This window comes from Pseudomonas caspiana (assembly GCF_002158995.1).
In the GTDB taxonomy this organism is placed as follows: Bacteria; Pseudomonadota; Gammaproteobacteria; order Pseudomonadales; family Pseudomonadaceae; genus Aquipseudomonas; species Aquipseudomonas caspiana.
Genome location: NZ_LOHF01000015.1, coordinates 26,954 through 47,284, shown reverse-complemented (window position 1 = coordinate 47,284; position 20,331 = coordinate 26,954). Strand labels below are relative to the sequence as shown.

Below are 20,331 nucleotides of genomic sequence, written 5' to 3'. Positions count from 1 at the left end.
GCGTCGACATGGCTGTCGTTCTTGGAAACTTTGGGGTGGTTGCTCATTAAGATTGCCTCTTGTCTGTTTTATTAGTGGCAGCACGAATGAAACGATGAGTCTTTGGTTATTTCAGGTCAGACTCGACCCTAGTAAAGACGAGCTATGCCCATACCACAAGCAGGGTTAAAGGCGTCAGACCAAAGGCTTATCGCCGTTAGCTATTTGCATATAGGCAAACGCCACTTTTGCGTATATCCGCAAACTGTTATCTTCCCCCGGCTCCGTTAGGAGTGCGCGGCCGTGCGCGCAGATTTGCTGTGGTAATTGCCTGAGAACAGGACCTATATGTACGTATACGACGAGTACGACCAGCGGATCATTGAGGACCGCGTAAAGCAGTTCCGTGATCAGACCCGACGCTACCTCGCGGGAGAACTCAGCGAAGAAGAGTTTCGCCCGTTGCGCCTGCAAAATGGCCTCTATATCCAGCGTTTTGCGCCAATGCTGCGCGTGGCGGTGCCTTACGGCCAGCTGACCTCACGCCAGGCACGGATGATGGCGAAAATCGCTCGCGATTATGACAAGGGTTACGCGCACATCAGCACACGGCAGAACGTTCAGTTCAACTGGCCTGCGCTGGAAGACATCCCCGATATTCTGGCTGAGCTGGCCACCGTGCAGATGCACGCCATTCAGACCAGCGGCAACTGCCTGCGCAACGTCACCACCGATCAGTTCGCCGGCGTAGCGGCTGACGAGTTGGTTGACCCGCGTCCATGGTGCGAAATCGTCCGTCAATGGACCACATTCCACCCGGAATTTGCTTACCTGCCACGTAAGTTCAAAATCGCGATCAACGGTTCCACCAGCGACCGCGCCGCTATTGAAGTTCACGACATCGGCCTCGAGCCGGTTCTGAATGACAAGGGCGAGCTGGGTTTCCGCGTGCTGGTTGGTGGCGGTCTCGGCCGTACGCCAGTGGTAGGCGCGTTCATCAACGAGTTTCTGCCGTGGCAGGACCTGTTGAGCTACCTTGACGCGATCCTGCGGGTTTATAACCGTTATGGCCGTCGTGACAACAAGTACAAGGCGCGGATCAAGATTCTGGTCAAGGCACTGACTCCTGAAGTGTTCGCCGAAAAAGTTGAAGCCGAGATGGCCCACCTTCGTGGTGGCCAGACCACACTGACCGACGCTGAAGTGCACCGTGTGTCCAGGCACTTCGTTGACCCGGATTACAAGGCTCTGGACGATTTCAGCAGCGAGCTGGCGAAGCTGGATCAGGAGCACCCCGGCTTTGCCCGCTGGCGTACGCGCAATACCCTGGCGCATAAAAAGCCGGGTTATGTCGCGGTCACCCTGTCCCTCAAGCCTACCGGTGTTGCGCCGGGCGACCTGACTGACAAGCAACTCGATGGCGTCGCTGACCTGGCCGACCGTTACAGCTATGGCCAACTGCGCACGTCGCACGAGCAAAACATCATTCTTGCCGATGTCGAGCAGTCCCAACTGTTCGCCCTATGGCAGGAGCTGCGTGAGCAAGGCTTTGCCACGCCAAACGTGGGCTTGCTGACCGACATCATCTGCTGCCCTGGCGGCGATTTCTGCTCGCTGGCCAACGCCAAGTCGATCCCGATTGCCGAATCCATCCAGCGCCGTTTCGACGATCTGGACTACCTGTTCGACATCGGCGAGCTGGACCTGAACATTTCCGGTTGCATGAACGCATGCGGTCACCACCATGTCGGCCATATCGGCATTCTGGGCGTGGACAAGAAAGGCGAAGAGTTCTATCAGGTTTCCCTGGGTGGCAGCGCAAGCCGCGACGCAAGCCTGGGCAAGATCCTTGGCCCTTCGTTCGCACAGGACGCTATGCCGGATGTGATCGAGAAGCTGATTGACGTTTACGTTGAAAAACGCAACGAAGACGAGCGCTTCATCGACACTTACCAGCGTATCGGCATCGACCCTTTCAAGGAGCGCGTCTATGCAGCGAATAATTAAGAACAACGAAGTCATTGATGAAACCTGGCACCTGCTGCCCAAGGAGACGTCGTTTGATGAGCTGTCCAATTGCGACGATCTGATCGTTCCCCTCGCGCTATGGCGCGAGCACGGGCACGCGCTGGCTGCCCGAGACGGCGGTCTGGGTGTGTGGCTGGACAGCGACGAAGAGGCTGAGGAAATTGGTGCTGATGTCGACAAGTTTCAGGTCATTGCCCTGAACTTCCCGGCGTTCACCGACGGCCGCAGCTACTCCAACGCCCGCCTGCTGCGTGATCGCTATGGCTACAAGGGTGAACTGCGCGCTATCGGCGACGTACTGCGCGACCAACTGTTCTACCTGCATCGCTGCGGCTTTGATGCGTTCGCGATTCGCGCTGACAAAGACCCGTACGAAGCCCTTGAAGGCCTGAAGGATTTCTCGGTGACGTATCAGGCAGCAACCGACGAACCGCTGCCGTTGTTCCGCAGACGTTAAGTCGTTAGCGGCTAAAAAAAGCCCAGGCCTGGATTTCCAGACTGGGCTTTTTTTTGCAGGCGGCGTTTTTCGGATTTACCAAAAGCGCTGTTGTGTCAGGCGACTCCACCAGCGCGTCAACAAACTATCCAGCGACGTGCTGGCCGCCATGCCCATGCGTTCTTGCAGGCTTTTACGCTGCACATAATGCAAGTGGAACACTTCAGCAGACTTGGCACGCTCACCGATGTATTCGTCACTGGTCTTGAGCTCATCCACCAGTTGCTTGTCGAGTGCTGCAACGCCCAGCCAGACTTCGCCGGTCGCCACCTCATCGATTGCCAGTTGCGGACGGTAGTTGGCGACGAAGTTCTTGAACAGATCGTGGGTGATGTCCAGATCCTGCTGAAACTTCTCACGGCCTTTTTCAGTGTTTTCGCCAAATACGGTCAACGTACGCTTGTACTCGCCTGCAGTCAGCACTTCGAAGTCAATGTCGTGCTTCTTCAGCAGACGGTTGACGTTAGGCAATTGAGCCACGACGCCGATGGAACCCAGGATAGCGAAAGGTGCGCTGATGATCTTGTCACCAATGCAGGCCATCATATAGCCGCCGCTGGCCGCCACCTTGTCGATACATATGGTCAGCGGAATACCTGCCTGACGGATGCGGGCCAGTTGCGAAGACGCCAGGCCGTAGCTGTGGACCATGCCGCCGCCGCTTTCCAGCCGCAGTACGACTTCGTCCTTGTCCGTCGCCAGGGTCAACAGTGCGGTGATTTCGTGACGCAGGCTTTCAGTCGCGGACGCCTTGATGTCACCGTCGAAATCCAAAACGTACACGCGAGGCTTGGGCTCGGCTTGCTTCTTGTCTTTCTTGAGGCTCTTGGCCTGCTCTTTACGTAGTGCTTTGAGGCGATCCTTGTCCAGCAGGGATTGCTCAAGACGCTCACGCAGTGCCTTGTAGAAATCGTTGAGCTTGGTGACTTGCAACTGCCCGGCTGACCGACGACGACCTTTGCCGCGCATAGAAGCAATGGCCACCAGCACAATGACGATAGCGACAACCAGGGTGACCGTTTTGGCCAGGAAGCTGGCGTAATCGGCTAAAAACTCCACAGAGACTCCTCATTTGGATTGCGCCCTTACCATTCAAGGGTCGCGGATTGCTCAAGCATACCGGCGCGGCCTGTCGGCGACCAGCCGCTAATCGCTTGCGGATGCCCCATTCAAACAAGCGTATGTTTTTTCATTGACACGCCTTCGGCATCCTCATAACCTCGCAAACACTTCAACGTACCGAGTAACGGACGTGGGCAGCATCTATCTGATACGACATGGCCAAGCGTCTTTTGGTGCCGACGACTACGACGTGCTGTCTCCGATCGGCATTCGTCAGTCAGAAGTGCTCGGCGCGCATTTATCCCGGACAGGCTCAGGGTTTCATCGCTGTATCGCTGGCGGTTTGCGTCGACAGCAGCACACTGCTGAACTGACGCTTGGCCAACTCAATGCTTGCGGGCTGAACACGCCTGAACTGGAGATCGATTCAGCCTTCGATGAGTTCGACGCCGAAGCCGTGATCCGCACTCTGTTGCCCGCCATGCTTGAAGATGAGCCCGAAGCGCTGCACGTAATGCGTAACGCCGCTCAGCACCGTGCCGAGTTTCAACGCCTTTTCTCACTGATAGTCTCGCGCTGGCTCAGCGGTAGCCATGCCAGTGAAGGCTTGCAGAGCTGGCAGGGATTCGTGGCTCAGGTTCAGGCCGGGTTGAATCGAATACTTGAACGTGCCAAAGGCGGCGAACGAATTGCCGTCTTCACCTCCGGCGGCACCATCACCGCCCTGCTCCACCTGATTACCCGGATGCCGGCCGAGGAGGCGTTCCAGCTTAACTGGCATATCGTTAATACCTCGTTCAACCAACTCAAGTTTCGCGGTCAACAAGTCTCTTTGGCAGGCTTCAACGACCATGCTCACTTACAACTGATGAACATGCCGGAACTCATCACTTATCGATGAGCCAGGCAAACCTTGTTGCAGAACAACCACTAAAAAGGATCGAACCATGACCTCCGTAGCCGACGCCGTTCAAGCCATGAAAGCCAAGTTCAACCCAAGTGCCGCTGCTGGCCTGGACCTGGTTTTCGGCTTTCGCATCGATGAAGACAAACATTTCTCGCTGATCGTCAAAGACAGCACCTGCGAGCTGCAGGAAGGCGAAAACCCTGACGCACAGGTCACGCTGGTGATGGACGGCGAAACACTGGAAGGTATCGTCAGCGGCGAAACCGACGGCATGCAGGCTTTCATGGGCGGCAAACTGCGCGCTGAAGGCGACATGATGCTGGCGATGAAGCTCAGCGAACTGTTCCCGGCCTGATCGCTGCGCCTTGAACATGAAAACCGAAGCCTGCGTGCTTCGGTTTTTTTTGGCTGTTTTTTGTTTGATCTCCTATAAAAAACTATCTGACTTTAACCAGTTTCATCAGGAGCTCACGGGCAACGTGAGGCAGCGATAGCAGCCTGTCTGACACGCCGAAATCGCGGCCTCGCGTTGCTCGAGCGCTCCTACAACTAGCGTGGTGTCAGGGATCAGAGCTATCAAAACCGATGATCGACCAGCAACACGGCGGCCAATAAGACGGCTCGCACGTTGTTAGCACCATTCGATTAGTCAATGATCTACGCGCACCATAATAAGTAGAAGGGATAAGCATGGCGCTTACTGACCAGTCCACACAGATCCGCGCAGGCGAAGAGCTGGATGCCGCGCTCATAGACCCCTACCTCAAGGCACAGATACCGGGCCTGGAAGGAACGCCCCAGATCAGCCAGTTTCCCGGCGGTGCATCGAACCTTACGTATCTGGTGCAGTACCCGAATCAGGAGTTCGTGCTGCGGCGCCCACCCTTCGGCCAAAAAGCCCGGTCGGCCCATGACATGGGCCGCGAATTTCGCATCATCAATCAGCTAAAGGATGCGTTCCCGTACTGCCCGAAGGCTTACTTGCACTGCGTGGATGAGTCAGTGATCGGTTCCGAGTTTTATGTCATGGAACGGATCAAGGGCATCATCCTGCGTTCAGACTTGCCAGCCGATCTCAACCTCGATGCCGACCAGACCCAAACCCTGTGCAAAAGCTTTATTGAACGCCTGGTGGAATTGCACCGCGTGGACTATCAAGCCTGTGGCCTGGGTGATCTGGGCAAACCGGAGGGCTATGTGGAGCGCCAGATTCGCGGCTGGACTGATCGCTATGACAATGCCCGCACGCCGGATGCGCCAGACTGGACGCAGGTGAAGGCATGGCTCAAGGACAAAATGCCGGCGGACCATCCAGTGCCCGCCATCGTCCACAACGACTATCGCTTCGATAATGTGCTGCTGGACCCCGCCAACCCCATGCAGATCATTGGCGTCCTGGACTGGGAGATGACCACCCTTGGCGATCCATTGATGGACTTGGGTAACACCCTGGCTTACTGGATCCAGGCAGACGACCCTGCCCCGGTCCAATTGATGCGACGCCAGCCCAGCCACGCACCGGGCATGCTGACCCGTCAGCAGTTCGTTGACTATTACGCCGAACGCTCGGGCATCCGCATCGATAACTTCGATTTCTACTACACCTACGGGCTGTTCCGTCTTGCCGGGATCGTGCAGCAGATCTACTACCGCTTCTTCCATGGTCAGACACAGGACAAGCGCTTTGCACAGTTCATCCACATGAACAAGTTGCTTGAACACATGAGCCTGCAAGTGATTGGCAAATCCGCCCTCTGACTACGACCCAATACTGCGACCAAACAAGGAAAACACTATGTCCAGAACCGAGTTGTTCGACCTCGACGGCAAGATCGCTTTCGTCTCAGGGGCCAGCCGCGGCATTGGCGAGGCCATCGCCAGATTGCTCGCTCAGCAAGGCGCGCACGTGATTGTCAGCAGCCGCAAGATCGAAGGCTGCCAACACGTGGCAGATGCAATCATTGCCGATGGCGGTCAAGCGACTGCCATGGCTTGCCATATTGGTGAGATGGAACAGATCACGGCGGTCTTCGCGCAGATTCGTGAGCAATTCGGGCGGCTGGATATTCTGGTCAACAATGCGGCCACCAATCCGCAATTCTGCAACGTGCTGGATACCGACCCTGGCGCGTTCCAGAAGACGGTAGATGTGAATATTCGCGGCTATTTTTTTATGTCGGTCGAAGCTGGCAAGCTGATGCGCGACAACGGCGGCGGCAGCATCATCAATGTGGCATCGATCAATGGCGTCTCTCCCGGAGTTTTCCAGGGGATTTATTCAGTCACCAAAGCTGCGGTGATCAACATGACCAAAGTATTCGCCAAGGAATGCGCGCCTTTTGGCATCCGCTGCAACGCCCTGCTGCCCGGCCTGACCGACACCAAATTCGCTTCGGCACTGGTCAAGAACGATTCCATACTCAAGACCGCCCTGCAGCAGATCCCGCTCAAGCGAGTGGCTGATCCGTCCGAAATGGCCGGTGCCGTGTTGTACCTGGCGAGCGCAGCGTCCAGCTATACGACGGGTGTTGCGTTGAACGTGGATGGCGGGTTTCTTTCCTGACACAGCCTCTGCCGCAAGCCAGGTAAAAATGCCTTGCAGGAGCTGTCGAAGGCTGCCATCGCGGTGCGTCAGGATAAATGCTTCGCAGCCTTCGGCAGCGCCTACAGAGGAAGGCGCATCCGCGACACGCTGCAAGCTCCTGCAGTAATATACGCCGCTTGTGAGGCAGCCTTTTCTGCCCGATTGCCAAGTAAGCCCTTCCCATGCCATTTGAACTGAGTGTCGAACCAAGCACCCTGGCGGTGCTGGTTGTCGTTGCCTTTATTGCAGGTTTCATTGATGCGATTGCCGGGGGTGGTGGGTTGCTGACGACCCCGGCGCTGATGACCGCAGGCTTGCCGCCGCATCTGGTGCTTGGCACCAATAAACTCAGTTCGACCTTCGGCTCGGCGACCGCCGGTTTCACCTTCTACCGGCGCAAGCTGTTTCATCCACGGCAGTGGACTCGCGCCCTTATCGGAACCGCTGCCGGCGCATTGATCGGTGCTGTGATCGCTCAGTACCTGCCTGGCGAATGGATCAATCAGATGCTGCCGGTGATCGTCTTCGGTTGCGGCCTTTATCTGCTGTTCGGCGGCACCCCTAAGGCTCCGATCAACAGCGATGCGCCCATCAAGAAAAAGTGGCAGCTGCCGCAAGGCCTGGGGCTGGGCTTTTACGACGGTGTGGCAGGTCCGGGAACCGGTGCCTTCTGGACGGTCAGCTCGCTGCTGATCTATCCGCTTGATCTGGTCAAAGCCAGCGGCGTTGCACGCAGCATGAATTTCGTCAGTAACGCAGCCGCGCTTTCGGTGTTTATCTTTTCCGGTCAGGTGGACTGGCTGATTGGTTTGAGCATGGGCATCTCGGTCATGCTCGGCGCCGCCCTGGGCGCCCGCAGCGCTATCAAGGGCGGGGCAAAATTCATTCGCCCCGTGTTCATTACCGTTGTGCTGTGCCTGACCGCGCGTCTAGCCTGGCAGCACTGGTTCGGGGGCGCCTGAGCGCTGCGCCAGATACAACTCAATCAGGTGCCGGGCGATAGACCGGCTGGCCGGCAATGGCGGTAGATCATTGATATTGAACCAGCGTGCGTCTTCGATTTCGTCGGCTTGAGGCACGATCTCGCCGCTCTCATATTCAGCATGGAAACCCAGCATCATTGAATGCGGAAACGGCCAGCACTGGCTGCCCACGTATTTGATGTTCCTGATCCTGACCTGCACCTCCTCCATGACTTCGCGGCGCACACAGTCTTCAGCTGACTCCCCAGGCTCCACAAACCCGGCAAGCGTGCTGTAGACGCCTGTCACGAAGCGCGGCGAACGAGCGAGCAGGATTTCGTCGCCACGTGTAATCAGCGCGATCATGCTGGGCGATATACGCGGGTAAAAACGCAGGTTGTCATGCTCGCAATACATGGCCCGCTCACCCGGGACCTGCACTGTTGGCCTTCCGCAACTGCCACAAAACCGATGCTCTCGTGCCCAGGTGCTGATCTGCGCGGCATAGCCGAGTAGCTGAAAGACGTGGTAATCACCGGACAACATGAACTGACGCAACCCTTGCCAGGTGCAGCCTTCAACCTCTACAGCTTCTTTGAGTACATACAGATACACCGGCTCGCCATCGAAATGGCCGATACCGTGCTCGCTGCTGACCGGGAGATCCTGACGCTTGAGCCACTCCCGGGGAAACATCGTCCCATTACCATCCAGCAGGAAACCTTGTTCGCTGTGGACTACAGCCCAACCGCCCGGAGTCTGAACATCCAGCACGGCGGTGGTCCAGCGACTAGGGACTGACATAAAAACTCCCGTAACCCAGTTGATCTGGTGCTTGATCTAGTTTTCAAAAACGGGCTGGTGCTTGCTCATCTGTGCAACCATGGCCGCTTTCAGGTCCGCTGATTGCAGCATGGCGGCGTTCCAGATGGCAACGTGTTCCAGCCCGTCATCAACGCGGTGATCACGCATGTAGCTGATCATTTCCTTGGTGCCCGCAATGGCAATGGGCGACTTGGCAGCGATTTCGCCAGCAATGGCCAGCACGCCTTCCAGCAGACTGGCACTGTCGGCAAACACACGATTGACCAGGCCAATCTCGCGGGCTTCTCCCGCTTCGACCGTGCGCCCGGTATAAGCCAGTTCACGCATGATGCCGTCACCGATGATGCGAGGCAGGCGTTGCAGTGTGCCGACATCGGCGGCCATGCCCATGTCGATTTCACGAATCGCAAACTTTGCATCTTCGGCGCAATAACGCATGTCGCAGGCTGACACCAGATCGATGGCCCCGCCGAGACAATAGCCTTGAACGGCTGCAAGAACCGGTTTACGGCACTTATCGACCGCAGTGAATGACGCTTGCAACTGCTGAATCTTACGGCGCAATGTGCGGGCATTACGACCTGCATCCTTGCCCAGCTCGTTGGCGACCGAAGCCAGCAGCATCAGATCGATACCCGAAGAAAAGTGCTTGCCCGCCCCACTCAGCACCACAACACGCACTTCATCTGTCTCATCAATCCACTGGAAAATATCAATGATTTCAGACCAGAATGCAGCGTCCATGGCATTGACCTTTTCCGGTCGATTGATCTGCACGTGGGCGATGTGATTATTGAGCTCTACAACGAAGGATTGATAGTCAGACACGGAGGTTCCTCTCTTGGTTTTTTCTTATTCTAGCCACGACCGGATTCAGCCAAAGACTATATCAAGGCTGGGCTTTACGCGATAAGGCCGCGGTTGTGCCATTTCCCGGATCACGCCCCCCAGAAGCAGGCTGAAAGCGGGCTGCACGGTACGAAAGTCTGAACGCTCAACGTACTGGGCGGTCCAGTAGTGTGTAAGTGATAGTGAGCTGCGTCATAGGCATTGACAGCGCAGCGGCCGATTTCAAGGCTATGCCACACCCCTAAGGTCGCAAGAGGGCGATTCTTGACTACATCAAAAGCAGCAACCGGTATTGTGGGCCTCGATGACATTCTGGCGGGCGGTCTTTCCCGTCGGCATGTGTTTCTCCTCGAAGGCGAACCGGGCACAGGTAAAACGACTGTAGCCCTGCAATTTCTGCGTGCAGGTGCCCTTGAGGGCGAACGATGCCTGTATATCACGCTGTCGGAAACCGACATAGAACTGCGCGATGGCGCAGCGTCACATGGCTGGGATCTGGACGAGAACATCGTAATCTTCGAGCTGACGCCTCCAGAAAGCTTGCTCGACGCTAATAATCATCAAAGTTTGTTGTATTCCTCGGATCTGGAGTTAGGCGAAGCAACGCGTCAGATCTTCGAAGTTGTCGAACGAGTGAAACCTACTCGGGTCGTTATCGACAGCCTTTCGGAAATCCGCTTGCTGGCGCAAAGCTCCCTGCGCTACCGACGACAGATACTTTCCATCAAGCATTACTTTTCGCGCTATGACGCGACCGTATTGCTGCTGGACGACCTCACCACTGAGGCGCTGGACAAAACCGTGCACAGCGTAGCGCACGGCGTTATCCGGCTTGAAGAATTGAACCCGAACTACGGCGCAGAACGACGTCGCCTACGGGTTGTGAAGTACCGCGGGCAGAAATATCGCGGTGGCTTTCATGACTTCACCATCATGGCTGACGGCATCCACGTGTTTCCTCGCCTGGTCGCTGCGGAACACCGCAAGCATTATGAGCGCGGAGTGTTATCAAGTGGCCTGATTGAGCTTGATGCGCTGCTGGGCGGCGGGATTGATGGTGGCTCCAGCACGTTGATTCTAGGCCCCGCGGGTACTGGTAAGTCGCTGATCTCGCTGGTATTCGCAGCGGCAGCGGTCGCTCGCGGCGAACGTGTTGCGCTGTTCATCTTCGATGAAGAGTTGGGCCTGCTGTTCAATCGCATGCGCAAAGTCGGGATTGATCTCCAGGCGCTGCAGAAAAGCGGCAACCTGCTGATTGAGCAAGTCGACGCCGCTGAATTGTCTCCGGGCGAGTTTGCTCACCGGGTACGAGCCAGTGTTGACCAACAGCAGATCAAGACCGTGGTCATCGACAGCATCAACGGCTATCAGGCTGCTATGCCTGAAGAAAATGCATTGGTTCTGCACATGCACGAGTTGCTGCTCTACCTCAATCGCCAGGGAGCAGCGACCTTCATGACCGTTGCCCAGCATGGTCTGGTGGGCGACATGCGCGCTCCCGTCGACATTACTTATCTGGCCGACACCGTCATGTTGTTGCGCTATTTCGAAGCCAAGGGCGAAGTCCGCCGAGCGATTTCCATCATCAAGAAACGTACTGGCACCCATGAATCGACCATCAGGGAGTATCGCATCAGTCATCAGGGCCTGAAAATTGGCAAACCGCTCGCAGCCTTCCAGGGCGTGCTCAGCGGCATCCCTCAATACGCAGGCTCTGACAGTCCCTTGTTGGGAGATAACGAGGAGTGAGCACCCTAGGACTGTTATCGGAGCGGGCAATCATCCTGGCCCCCAGGGGCCGGGACAGTCAGATTGCTTTAATGATTTTGCAGGAAGCAGGATTTCCCGCGCTGGTTGCACACACGCTTGCTGACTTGAATGAGGAACTGAGCCTCGGCGCCGGTATGGCAATCATTGCCGATGAAGCGTTGCGTGGCAAAGACATAGGGACGCTGGTGCAGACACTGGACCGCCAGCCGCCCTGGTCAGACCTTCCTGTGGTACTCCTTACCCATCACGGTGGCCCGGAGCAGAGCCCTTCGGCTTATCTGGGCAAATTACTGGGTAATGTCACGTTCCTCGAGCGCCCTTTTCACCCCTCTACCCTGGTCAGCTTGGTCACCACCGCGATACGCGGCAGGCGACGGCAGTACGAAGCCAGGGCGCGCATGGAAGATCTGGCGGAAAGCCAACTACGCCTGCAGACCGCACTCAAGGCTGGACGCTTGGGGTCATGGCAGCTGGAAGCGGAGTTTCTCAAACTCGATTGCTCCGATATCTCCCGATCACACTACGGACGCTTTGACGACGCGCGCTTCGACTACGACGACTGGCTCGACGCGGTTTACCCCGAAGACCAGCCACGCATGCAATCGGCGCTGCAGCGCAGCCTGGATAGCGGCGATGATTTCATCATTGAATTTCGTAACGTCTGGCCTGACGGTTCATTGAACTGGGTAGACGTCAGGGCCCGTGCCATTCGAGCCAAGAACGGTCGAGTCAGCTCACTGGCTGGGGTAACGTCGGACATTACCGAGCGCAAGCAGGCCGAGGCGCAACTGCGGCGACTCAACGAAACCCTTGAGCAGCAGGTCGAAGAACGAACCTCCCAGCTCAAGCACAACGAAGAAGTCCTGCGTCAATCGCAAAAGATGGAAGCGGTTGGCCAATTGACCGGAGGCATTGCGCACGACTTCAACAACATGCTGACCGGGATCATTGGCAGCCTGGAGCTTCTGCGAAGGCGGCTGGCTCGCGGTAACACCGAAGACCTGAACAGCCTGATCGACCTTGGCGTAACCTCAGCCAACCGTGCCGCAGCTCTGACCCATCGACTACTCGCCTTCTCCCGTCGGCAGTCACTGGACTCCAAGCCAGTGGAGATGAATCAACTGATCAGTTCGATGGGTGAGCTACTTAATCGCAGCCTCAACGAGAGCATTCGTCTTGAATTGCACTTGCATGAGCAGCTATGGACCGCAGAAGCCGACCCCAATCAGCTTGAAAGTGCCCTGCTTAATCTGGTGCTCAACGCCCGGGACGCCATGCCTGACGGTGGCCTGCTGATCGTCGAGTCTTCCAATCAGAGTCTGGACAGATCCTTCACCAACGCTCACGAAAATCTGCTCCCGGGAGACTACGTTGTACTCAGCGTCAGTGATACCGGATACGGCATGCCGGAAAATGTGATCAGCCGCGCTTTCGACCCGTTCTTCACGACGAAACCGATTGGTCAGGGCACCGGACTGGGCCTTTCGATGATCTATGGCTTCAGCAAACAGTCCCACGGCCATGTTTCGATCAAAAGTGAAGTGGGCAAAGGCACGACGGTGCAGCTCTTCCTGCCACGCTTTAAAGGTCAGCAAACTCAGGACGAGCAGATTATTCATAGCCCGGAAAGCTTTGCCAAAGAAGGCGAGACTGTCCTGATCGTTGAAGACGACGCCGCAGTGAGAGTGTTGGTTTGCGAAGTGTTGAGCGAACTGGGTTACAAATTCGTAGAGGCCAGTTCCGGCCCGGAAGCAGTGCCTGTTCTGGAGTCCGGGCAACGCGTCGACCTGCTGATCAGTGACGTGGGCCTGCCCGGAATGAACGGCCGGCAACTCGCCGAAATAGGCCGACAGCTACGGCCTGGCCTCAAAGTACTGTTCATCACAGGTTATGCCGAGCACGCAGCGGTCAGGGCGGGCTTTCTCGACGATGGCATGCAGATGATCACCAAGCCCTTCGCCTTTGACAATCTGACGTCAAAGGTCCGGGAAATGATCGAAGAGTAGGGATTACGGCGCCATCAGAACGAGTGACTGATGGCGTGGGGAGCCGTTGATTCAGGCCAACAGCTTTTCGATCTGCGAATGCAGCGTTTCCATATTGAACGGCTTGGCAAGTATCGGTGCCTTCCTGGCAATGGGACTGCCGGACTCGACGATTTCTGCCGGGTAACCGCTGATGAAGATAACCTTCAGTTCCGGTCGTAATTTAACCGCAGGCTCGGCGATCATTACCCCGGATATCCCTCCCGGCAGACGGTAATCAGTGATCATCAAATCAAGGTGGGGCTTGGTCGCAAGAATTTCGAACGCCTGTTCGCCGTTTTCTGCCTGCAACACTCGATAGCCCTCGCCCGACAGGTAATCGGCAAGCAACATCAGGATCAGCGGCTCGTCTTCGACGATGAGGACGACATTTTCTGCATCAGAGCTCATGGAACTGCCTTCGGTTAAATAGCTGCCTTTACGACCATGGCGGTTGCCGTAGGTTGCGTAAATATCGGATAAATCTGACGCTGACCGCGCCCGCCCCTAAACCGGAAGGCAGACCCGGAACATCGAGCCCTCGCCCTCTTCGCTTTCCACAACGATTTCCCCGCCATGGGCCGAGACGATCTGGTCGGAAATGAACAGTCCCAAACCGAGGCCGTGGACGGCATGGTTGGCCGCGACCCGCTCGAATTGCTGGAAGATGCGTCGCTGGTTTTCCTTGCTGATGCCAATCCCTTGATCACGAACTTCGACCCGGGCTTGCCCCTCCGTCACGTACACCCGAACTTCAATCGGCTTGCGAGCGCCGTAACGCAGCGCGTTTGTCAGCAGGTTGGCAATCACTTGCTCAATACGGAACTCATCCCACACGCCAATGACCGGCTCTTCTGCCGTGAACGTCACGCTGGATTCCGCCGCCGCGATTTGCGCCGAGAAACTTTCGAGCAAGTTACTTACCAGCTCGGCAAGGTCGAAAGCACTGGTGCGGATAGAGAGCTTGCCAGTGCGGATGCGCGACACATCGAGCATGTCCTCGATGAGGCGGATCAGACTCTGTATCTGGCGCTCGTCGCGATCAACCATGGACCTCAGCTTGTCCATGGTGAACGCTGAGGCGTTGTCTTTGGCCAGATGCAACTTGCGCAGCTGGGTTTCCAGAATCAGCCCGTTCAGTGGCGTACGGACCTCATGGGATACGATTGACATAAAGTCATCGCGCATCCGCACAGCATGCTCCAGCTCGTTCTGGGTCACCTGCAGCTTCGCCAGCAACTGTTCCTGCTCTCGACGGCTCTGCTCCAGAGCCTCGACTTGCAGCTTCATCGCCTTGCGCTGGCGGTACAGGTCGACGAACACGTTGACCTTGCTCTTGACCGCATGGATATCCAGAGGCTTGTGCAGAAAGTCTACGGCGCCGCTTTCATAACCCTTGAAGGCGTAGTTGAGTTCACGCCCTGCCGCACTGACAAACACGATCGGGATGCTCTTGGTGCGATCCGTGCCGCGCATCATCTCCGCAAGCTCGAAACCGTTCATGCCTGGCATCTGAACATCCAGAATAGCCATGGCAAATTCGTGTTCCAGCAGCAGCGACAAGGCCTCATCGGCGGATAATGCCTTGTACACCTCGCGATCTTCGCGCTTGATCAACGCTTCGAGCGCCAGAAGGTTCTCCGGCAGATCGTCGACGATCAGCAGCTTGGCTTGAATATGACTCAGCATGCAATTCGTTCCAGCTCGACCAGAAGTTGGCCTATATCATTTAAAGGCAGAAGGTAATCAGGATGCTGCAATGCCAGTGCCGCTTCAGGCATGGTGCGCGCCTGGGCCTGATCCGGATCCTGAACAACCGTCATGCCGCCGGACAACTTGATGCATGACAGACCAAAAGCGCCGTCATTGTTGGCGCCGGTCAGTAAAAAGCCTGCCAGACGCGGCCCGTAGGCATCCGCGGCGGACTGAAATAGGATGTCAATACTGGGTCGCGAATGGAACACGCGGTCCTCCTGACTCAGGGACAGACTGAAATCGTTTTCCACCGACAAGTGATAACCCGGTGGTGCGAAATACAACGTGCCTGGCGCTACATCTTCCTTGTCGTCCGCCTCTTTGACCTTGATCGGTAACCTTGCCTGAAATACAGGAGCCAATTGGCTAAGGCGGTTTTCAGGCACGTGCAGAACGGTAAGAATCGGCAGTCGATAACCGACTCTCAGGCTTGCGAAAATCTTCAGCAACGCTTCAACACCGCCGGCGGACGCGCCCACCACGATGGCATCTACGACCGGCAGCGAGCTCACACTGTCTTCATCGCCAGAAAATGATCTTTTCATGACTTGCGGTAGATCCGTTCCGGTTTCACCAGGGGCTCGAATTGGCCACTGTAAGCAGAGAAATCCAGTGTCTCTTTACTGCCCAGGACTAAAAAGCCGCGATGGCACAGCGAGTCATGGAAAAGTCCAAAAGCACGATCTTGAAGTTTTTTATTGAAATAAATCAATACGTTACGGCATGAAATCATCTGCGTCTCGGAAAAAACGCTGTCGGTTGCCAGGCTGTGATCGGCAAACGTCACGTTCTCGCGCAGCGTCTTATCGAATATCGCGTAGTCGTAGGCACTGGTGTAGTAATCGGAGAAAGCACGCTGACCACCCGCCTTCTGATAGTTGTCCGTATAGGCGCGAACGTTTTCCATTGAGAAAATCCCCTGCTGCGCCTTCTCCAAAGAGCTTGGGTTAATGTCAGTGGCGTAAATAATGGTTCGCTCCAGCAAACCTTCTTCGCGCAGCAGGATGGCCATCGAGTACACCTCCTCGCCCGTGCTGCACCCCGCGATCCATATTTTGATCGATGGATAGGTACGCAGCAGCGGCACCACTTCGTGGCGTATAGCCAGAAAGTGCGATGGATCGCGAAACATTTCGCTGACCGGAATTGTCAGGAACTGCAGCAACTGCATGAAAGCCTGCGGGTCGTGAATCACCCGCTCCTGCAACGCAGAAACCGTGGCGCAGTCAAACTGGCGAAGCGCGTGGTGAATACGGCGCTTCACCGAAGCGCCGGAATAATCACGAAAATCGTAGCTGTATTTGAGATAAATAGCCTCAATCAACAGACGTATCTCGATGTCCGTACTCTTGTCTTGAGACATTGCGGAACCTTTAACCTTGGGTTGGATGCTCAACTTGGGCTTGTCCAACTCAAATACGTTCCATTTTTGGCAACCAGACACGAATAAGCGAAAACAACCGATCCAGATCAATAGGCTTAGCCAGATAATCATTGGAGCCGGCCTGCAGGCAGCGTTCCTGATCATCTTTCATCGCCTTGGCGGTTACGGCAATAATCGGCAGTTTGCGCCAGCGCGGGTCTTTACGGATCTCAATGGTCGCTTCATAGCCATCCATCTCCGGCATCATCACGTCCATCAACACCAGGTCGATATCTTCAATTTCATTCAGCTTGCTGATCGCTTCAATGCCATTGCGTGCCACTTCAATCACAGCGCCTTTATGCTCCAGGGCGCTGGTCAGGGCAAAGATATTTCGTACGTCATCGTCTACGACCAGAATCCTGCGCCCCTCAAAGACCTTGTCACGGCTACGCGCGGTCTTGAGCATCTTCTGACGCTCATTGGAAAGCTGCGACTCGACCTTGTGCAGGAACAGGGTGACTTCATCAAGGAGACGCTCAGGTGAGCGCGCGCCTTTGATGATGATAGAGCGTGAATATTTCAGCAGCTCGGTTTCTTCATCCCGGGTCAGGTTGCGGCCGGTGTAGACAATAACCGGTGGGAACGAGCAGATTTCGTCGGTGGACATCCGCTTGAGCAGGTCATTGCCCAGCATGTCCGGTAGTTTCAGGTCGATGATCATGCAGTCATAGATGTTATCGCGCAGCAGATCCAGCGCGTCCTGAGCAAAACCGACGGCAGTGATTTCAATGTCGTCATCACCGATCAACCGGGCAATGCTGTCGCGCTGCAGGGCATCGTCTTCTACCAGCAAGATGCGCTTGACCTTCTGGGTCAGCTTGGATTCGAGCTTGGCGAATACATCCTTGAGTTCTTCACGGGTGGTCGGCTTGACCGCGTAGCCCACCGCGCCCATATGCATCGCCGCTTCCTGGCGGTCTTCGACCGAAATAACGTGCACCGGAATGTGTCGCGTCGGTGCCAGCTCTTTCAGGCGTTGCAGAACCGTCAGCCCCGAGTGATCCGGCAGGCGCATGTCCAGCAGGATCGCATCCGGCGTGAATTGTGCTGCCAGATTAAAGCCGTCGTCGGCTGCATGGGCCACCAGGCAGTGGTAACCCAACTCATGAGCCAGGTCGAAGAGGATTTTGGCAAAGGCCACCTCATCTTCGATAACCAAAATGCATCGTTTGGTCGAAGGCAGCTTCTCGCGATCATCGGCAAATGTCGGCACCGGCGCTCTGGCCGGTGCTGCGGGAGCGGCAAGCGGCTGAGGAGTGAACACCTGCAACGGCGCAACAGGCGCGGCGATTGGCGCAGGAGCTTGACCATATTCCAGTTGCACCGGCTCGACATACTGCTCTGGCAGGATCAACGAGAAGATACTGCCCTGCCCCGGCTCGCTGGTGACGGTGATCGAACCACCCAGCAAGCCCGCCAGATCCCGGGAGATGGACAAGCCCAGACCGGTACCGCCATAACGTCGATTGGTGGTGCCATCCGCCTGCCGGAACGCTTCGAAGATGCTCTCTTGCTGTTCCGGGGCAATGCCGATCCCCGAATCGCGCACCGTAAAGACGATGCCGGCACTTGGCTGGCGTGAGACGACCATACTGACGGCGCCGGATTCGGTGAACTTGATCGCGTTCGACAGCAGGTTCTTCAGAATCTGTTCCAGACGCTGGCGATCGGTGTACAGCATGGTCGGCGCGCCAGGCTGCAATTCCACGTGGAAATCCAGATTCTTATCAGTGGCCAAAGGCTGGAACATGTTGCGCAGCCCATCGACCAGACGAGAGACGCTGCTGTTTTCAGGGCGCATGTCCAGCTTGCCGGCCTCGACCTTGGAAATATCCAGAATGTCGTTGATCAGGTTGAGCAGATCGTTACCGGCTGAATAAATAGATTCAGCGAACTTGACCTGTTCAGACGTGAGATTCTCCGCAGGGTTCTCCGCGAGCAGCTTGGCCAGGATCAACGAGCTGTTGAGCGGTGTGCGCAACTCGTGAGACATGTTGGCAAGGAACTCGGATTTGTACTTGCTCGAACGCTGCAGCTCATCGGCACGAGCTTCAAGTTCGACCTGCGCAATATTCAGCTCCTCATTCTTGCGATCAAGCGCGTCACGCTGATCGGAGAGAACCTGAGCCTGGTCGGCCAGTTGCTCGTTGGTCTGCTCCAGTTCGGCCTGCTGGGTTTCCAGATGAGCCTGAGACTCCTTGAGAATCCTCGACTGCTCCTCCAGCTCTTCGTTGGCGGTGCGCAGCTCTTCCTGCTGAACCTGCAGCTCTTCGTTGAGCTGCTGGGTTTCAGCGAGCACTTCCTGCAAGCGCTGGCGATAACGCGCAGCCTCGATAGAGGTACCGACGTTGTCGGCAACGAGCTCCATGAACTCAACATCACGCTCCGTCAGGGGACGCAGGAAGCCCAGCTCGATGACACCATTGACTTGATCGTCGTTGCTGGTCGGTACCACGAGAATGCTACGCGGATCACCTTCACCCAGCCCCGAAGAGACTTTGAAGTAATTACTGGGCACCTCATCAAGACGGATGATCTTGTCTTGCTGCGCAGCTTGACCGATCACGCCCTCGCCGCTGTAAATCGACTGTTCATGCTGTTCCTGCTCACGGGAGAAACCATAGGACGCCACGCGCTTGAGTCCGCCGTGCTCCTGACGCACGTAAATCGCCGCGACAACGCTGCCCAGGTACTGAGCAAAAAACTGCAAAACATTGGTGCCCAGATTATTAAGGGTCAATTGCCCTAGAACCTGCTCGGCCAGCTCGCTCTGGCCATTGCGTAACCAGGCGACTTTCTTCAGGCGCTCGGCGTTTTCTTCCTGAAGCTTCAGGTTGTCGCCATAGGTACTGGACAGGGCCAGCAAGTCTCTACGACCGATGTACGCCAGAATACCGCTGACGCTCAGTACAAAAATCAGGTAAAGGCTAACGCACAGAATGGTAGTGCGTGTAACGTCAGCATTGCGCGCTAGACGCAGTTGTTGCTCTATCGCAATAACTTCCTCGTACTGGCTGCGAACCTCGTCAGTCAACCGCTTGCCTCGGCCGGTTCGCAGCGGAGCGATGTATTCGCCTTTAATACGACGCTGATTGATCATTTCCTCAGCGTACTGTTGCCAGTCATCCTGCAGCGCCTGGATGCGTTTGAGTCGATCCACCTGAGGCGGGTTGTCACTGACCAGCACCTCAAGCCCTTTGAGCTCAGCAGCCAGCGCCGGTTTTGCCAGTTCATACGGGTCGAGGTAACGCTCATCCCCCGCAAGCAAATAGCCACGCATGCCCGTTTCCATATCGATGGAAAGCTTCAATGAGCGGTTGGTATTGTTGATCACTCGATCGGTATGTTCGACCCACTGGATGACCGAGAGCAGATAGCTGATCAGACCAATGAAAAAGATCGCGCTGATCACGCCTACGCTCAACGGCAGAGTGACGTTGCGGCCAAGCAATTTACGAAAACGTTGCTCATCGACAGTAGACGGACGGATCATGGGTCATCCTTGGTGATCATCAAACCATGAAGTGTGCCGTAAAGTTTAGAAAAAGACTCTCATTTCTGACACAGATGGCTGAATTTTCTGACATTTAATGGAAAAAATCACATCTTGTGTCGCACAACGATTACATAATGGCCAATGCGCCACCCGAGTGAGTGCATCGAT

General features: G+C 56.1%; 17 protein-coding genes. 9 read left to right on the top strand and 8 right to left on the bottom strand.

What is annotated here, in order from left to right:
- The first annotated feature begins 327 nt into the window (after positions 1 to 327).
- A complete protein-coding gene (locus AUC60_RS17445) occupies positions 328 to 1,986 on the top strand; it encodes a nitrite/sulfite reductase (protein WP_087270150.1) in 1,659 nt (552 codons plus the stop codon).
- The gene (locus tag AUC60_RS17440; RefSeq protein WP_087270147.1) at positions 1,970 to 2,464 is read left to right on the top strand and encodes a DUF934 domain-containing protein; all 495 of its coding nucleotides are present in this window, start codon (positions 1,970 to 1,972) and stop codon (positions 2,462 to 2,464) included. The genes AUC60_RS17445 and AUC60_RS17440 overlap by 17 nt, the downstream gene beginning before the upstream one ends.
- A 75-nt stretch (positions 2,465 to 2,539) precedes the next feature.
- On the opposite strand, the gene sohB is transcribed toward AUC60_RS17440, so the two are convergent.
- Complete coding sequence (gene sohB, locus AUC60_RS17435) at positions 2,540 to 3,562, bottom strand: protease SohB (RefSeq protein ID WP_087270144.1); 1,023 nt, start codon at positions 3,560 to 3,562, stop codon at positions 2,540 to 2,542.
- A 193-nt stretch (positions 3,563 to 3,755) separates the two neighbouring features.
- Between sohB and AUC60_RS17430 the strand changes: the two genes are divergently transcribed.
- The 5 genes from AUC60_RS17430 (at position 3,756) to AUC60_RS17410 (ending at position 8,018) form a co-directional block, all read left to right on the top strand.
- Positions 3,756 to 4,466 (top strand): histidine phosphatase family protein, encoded by a 711-nt coding sequence (locus AUC60_RS17430; RefSeq protein WP_087270141.1) that lies wholly within the window; start codon positions 3,756 to 3,758, stop codon positions 4,464 to 4,466.
- A 46-nt stretch (positions 4,467 to 4,512) separates the two neighbouring features.
- A complete protein-coding gene (locus AUC60_RS17425) occupies positions 4,513 to 4,827 on the top strand; it encodes an SCP2 sterol-binding domain-containing protein (protein WP_027899113.1) in 315 nt (104 codons plus the stop codon).
- Positions 4,828 to 5,162: 335 nt separating this feature from the next.
- The gene (locus tag AUC60_RS17420) at positions 5,163 to 6,230 is read left to right on the top strand and encodes a phosphotransferase family protein (RefSeq protein ID WP_087270138.1); all 1,068 of its coding nucleotides are present in this window, start codon (positions 5,163 to 5,165) and stop codon (positions 6,228 to 6,230) included.
- Between the two features lie 37 nt (positions 6,231 to 6,267).
- Positions 6,268 to 7,035 carry an SDR family oxidoreductase gene (locus AUC60_RS17415; RefSeq protein WP_087270135.1) on the top strand — a complete coding sequence of 256 codons (768 nt, stop codon included), beginning with the start codon at positions 6,268 to 6,270 and terminating at the stop codon, positions 7,033 to 7,035.
- A gap of 203 nt (positions 7,036 to 7,238) precedes the next feature.
- Positions 7,239 to 8,018, top strand: coding sequence for a TSUP family transporter (locus AUC60_RS17410; protein ID WP_087270132.1), 780 nt, complete (start codon positions 7,239 to 7,241; stop codon positions 8,016 to 8,018).
- On the opposite strand, the gene nudC is transcribed toward AUC60_RS17410, so the two are convergent.
- Positions 7,986 to 8,822, bottom strand: coding sequence for an NAD(+) diphosphatase (gene nudC / locus AUC60_RS17405; RefSeq protein ID WP_087270129.1), 837 nt, complete (start codon positions 8,820 to 8,822; stop codon positions 7,986 to 7,988). The genes AUC60_RS17410 and nudC overlap by 33 nt on opposite strands.
- Before the next feature lie 36 nt (positions 8,823 to 8,858).
- Complete coding sequence (locus AUC60_RS17400; RefSeq protein WP_087270126.1) at positions 8,859 to 9,671, bottom strand: crotonase/enoyl-CoA hydratase family protein; 813 nt, start codon at positions 9,669 to 9,671, stop codon at positions 8,859 to 8,861.
- Positions 9,672 to 9,956: 285 nt separating this feature from the next.
- Here AUC60_RS17400 and AUC60_RS17395 point away from each other — a divergent pair, with 285 nt between their 5' ends.
- Positions 9,957 to 11,441, top strand: coding sequence for an ATPase domain-containing protein (locus AUC60_RS17395; RefSeq protein WP_087270123.1), 1,485 nt, complete (start codon positions 9,957 to 9,959; stop codon positions 11,439 to 11,441).
- Complete coding sequence (locus tag AUC60_RS17390) at positions 11,438 to 13,468, top strand: response regulator (RefSeq protein ID WP_087270120.1); 2,031 nt, start codon at positions 11,438 to 11,440, stop codon at positions 13,466 to 13,468. Before AUC60_RS17395 ends, AUC60_RS17390 begins: the two co-directional genes overlap by 4 nt.
- A gap of 51 nt (positions 13,469 to 13,519) precedes the next feature.
- Here AUC60_RS17390 and AUC60_RS17385 read toward each other — a convergent pair whose 3' ends face one another.
- The 5 genes from AUC60_RS17385 to AUC60_RS17365 all read right to left on the bottom strand — a co-directional run bounded on the left by AUC60_RS17385 (position 13,520) and on the right by AUC60_RS17365 (position 20,160).
- The gene (locus AUC60_RS17385) at positions 13,520 to 13,897 is read right to left on the bottom strand and encodes a response regulator (protein ID WP_087270117.1); all 378 of its coding nucleotides are present in this window, start codon (positions 13,895 to 13,897) and stop codon (positions 13,520 to 13,522) included.
- A 96-nt stretch (positions 13,898 to 13,993) separates the two neighbouring features.
- Positions 13,994 to 15,175, bottom strand: coding sequence for a hybrid sensor histidine kinase/response regulator (locus tag AUC60_RS17380; protein ID WP_087270113.1), 1,182 nt, complete (start codon positions 15,173 to 15,175; stop codon positions 13,994 to 13,996).
- Positions 15,169 to 15,786 carry a chemotaxis protein CheB gene (locus tag AUC60_RS17375; RefSeq protein WP_087270110.1) on the bottom strand — a complete coding sequence of 206 codons (618 nt, stop codon included), beginning with the start codon at positions 15,784 to 15,786 and terminating at the stop codon, positions 15,169 to 15,171. The genes AUC60_RS17380 and AUC60_RS17375 overlap by 7 nt, the downstream gene beginning before the upstream one ends.
- The gene (locus AUC60_RS17370; RefSeq protein WP_087270424.1) at positions 15,783 to 16,604 is read right to left on the bottom strand and encodes a CheR family methyltransferase; all 822 of its coding nucleotides are present in this window, start codon (positions 16,602 to 16,604) and stop codon (positions 15,783 to 15,785) included. The genes AUC60_RS17375 and AUC60_RS17370 overlap by 4 nt, the downstream gene beginning before the upstream one ends.
- A gap of 49 nt (positions 16,605 to 16,653) precedes the next feature.
- The gene (locus tag AUC60_RS17365) at positions 16,654 to 20,160 is read right to left on the bottom strand and encodes a response regulator (RefSeq protein ID WP_087270107.1); all 3,507 of its coding nucleotides are present in this window, start codon (positions 20,158 to 20,160) and stop codon (positions 16,654 to 16,656) included.
- Positions 20,161 to 20,331: the final 171 nt, after the last annotated feature.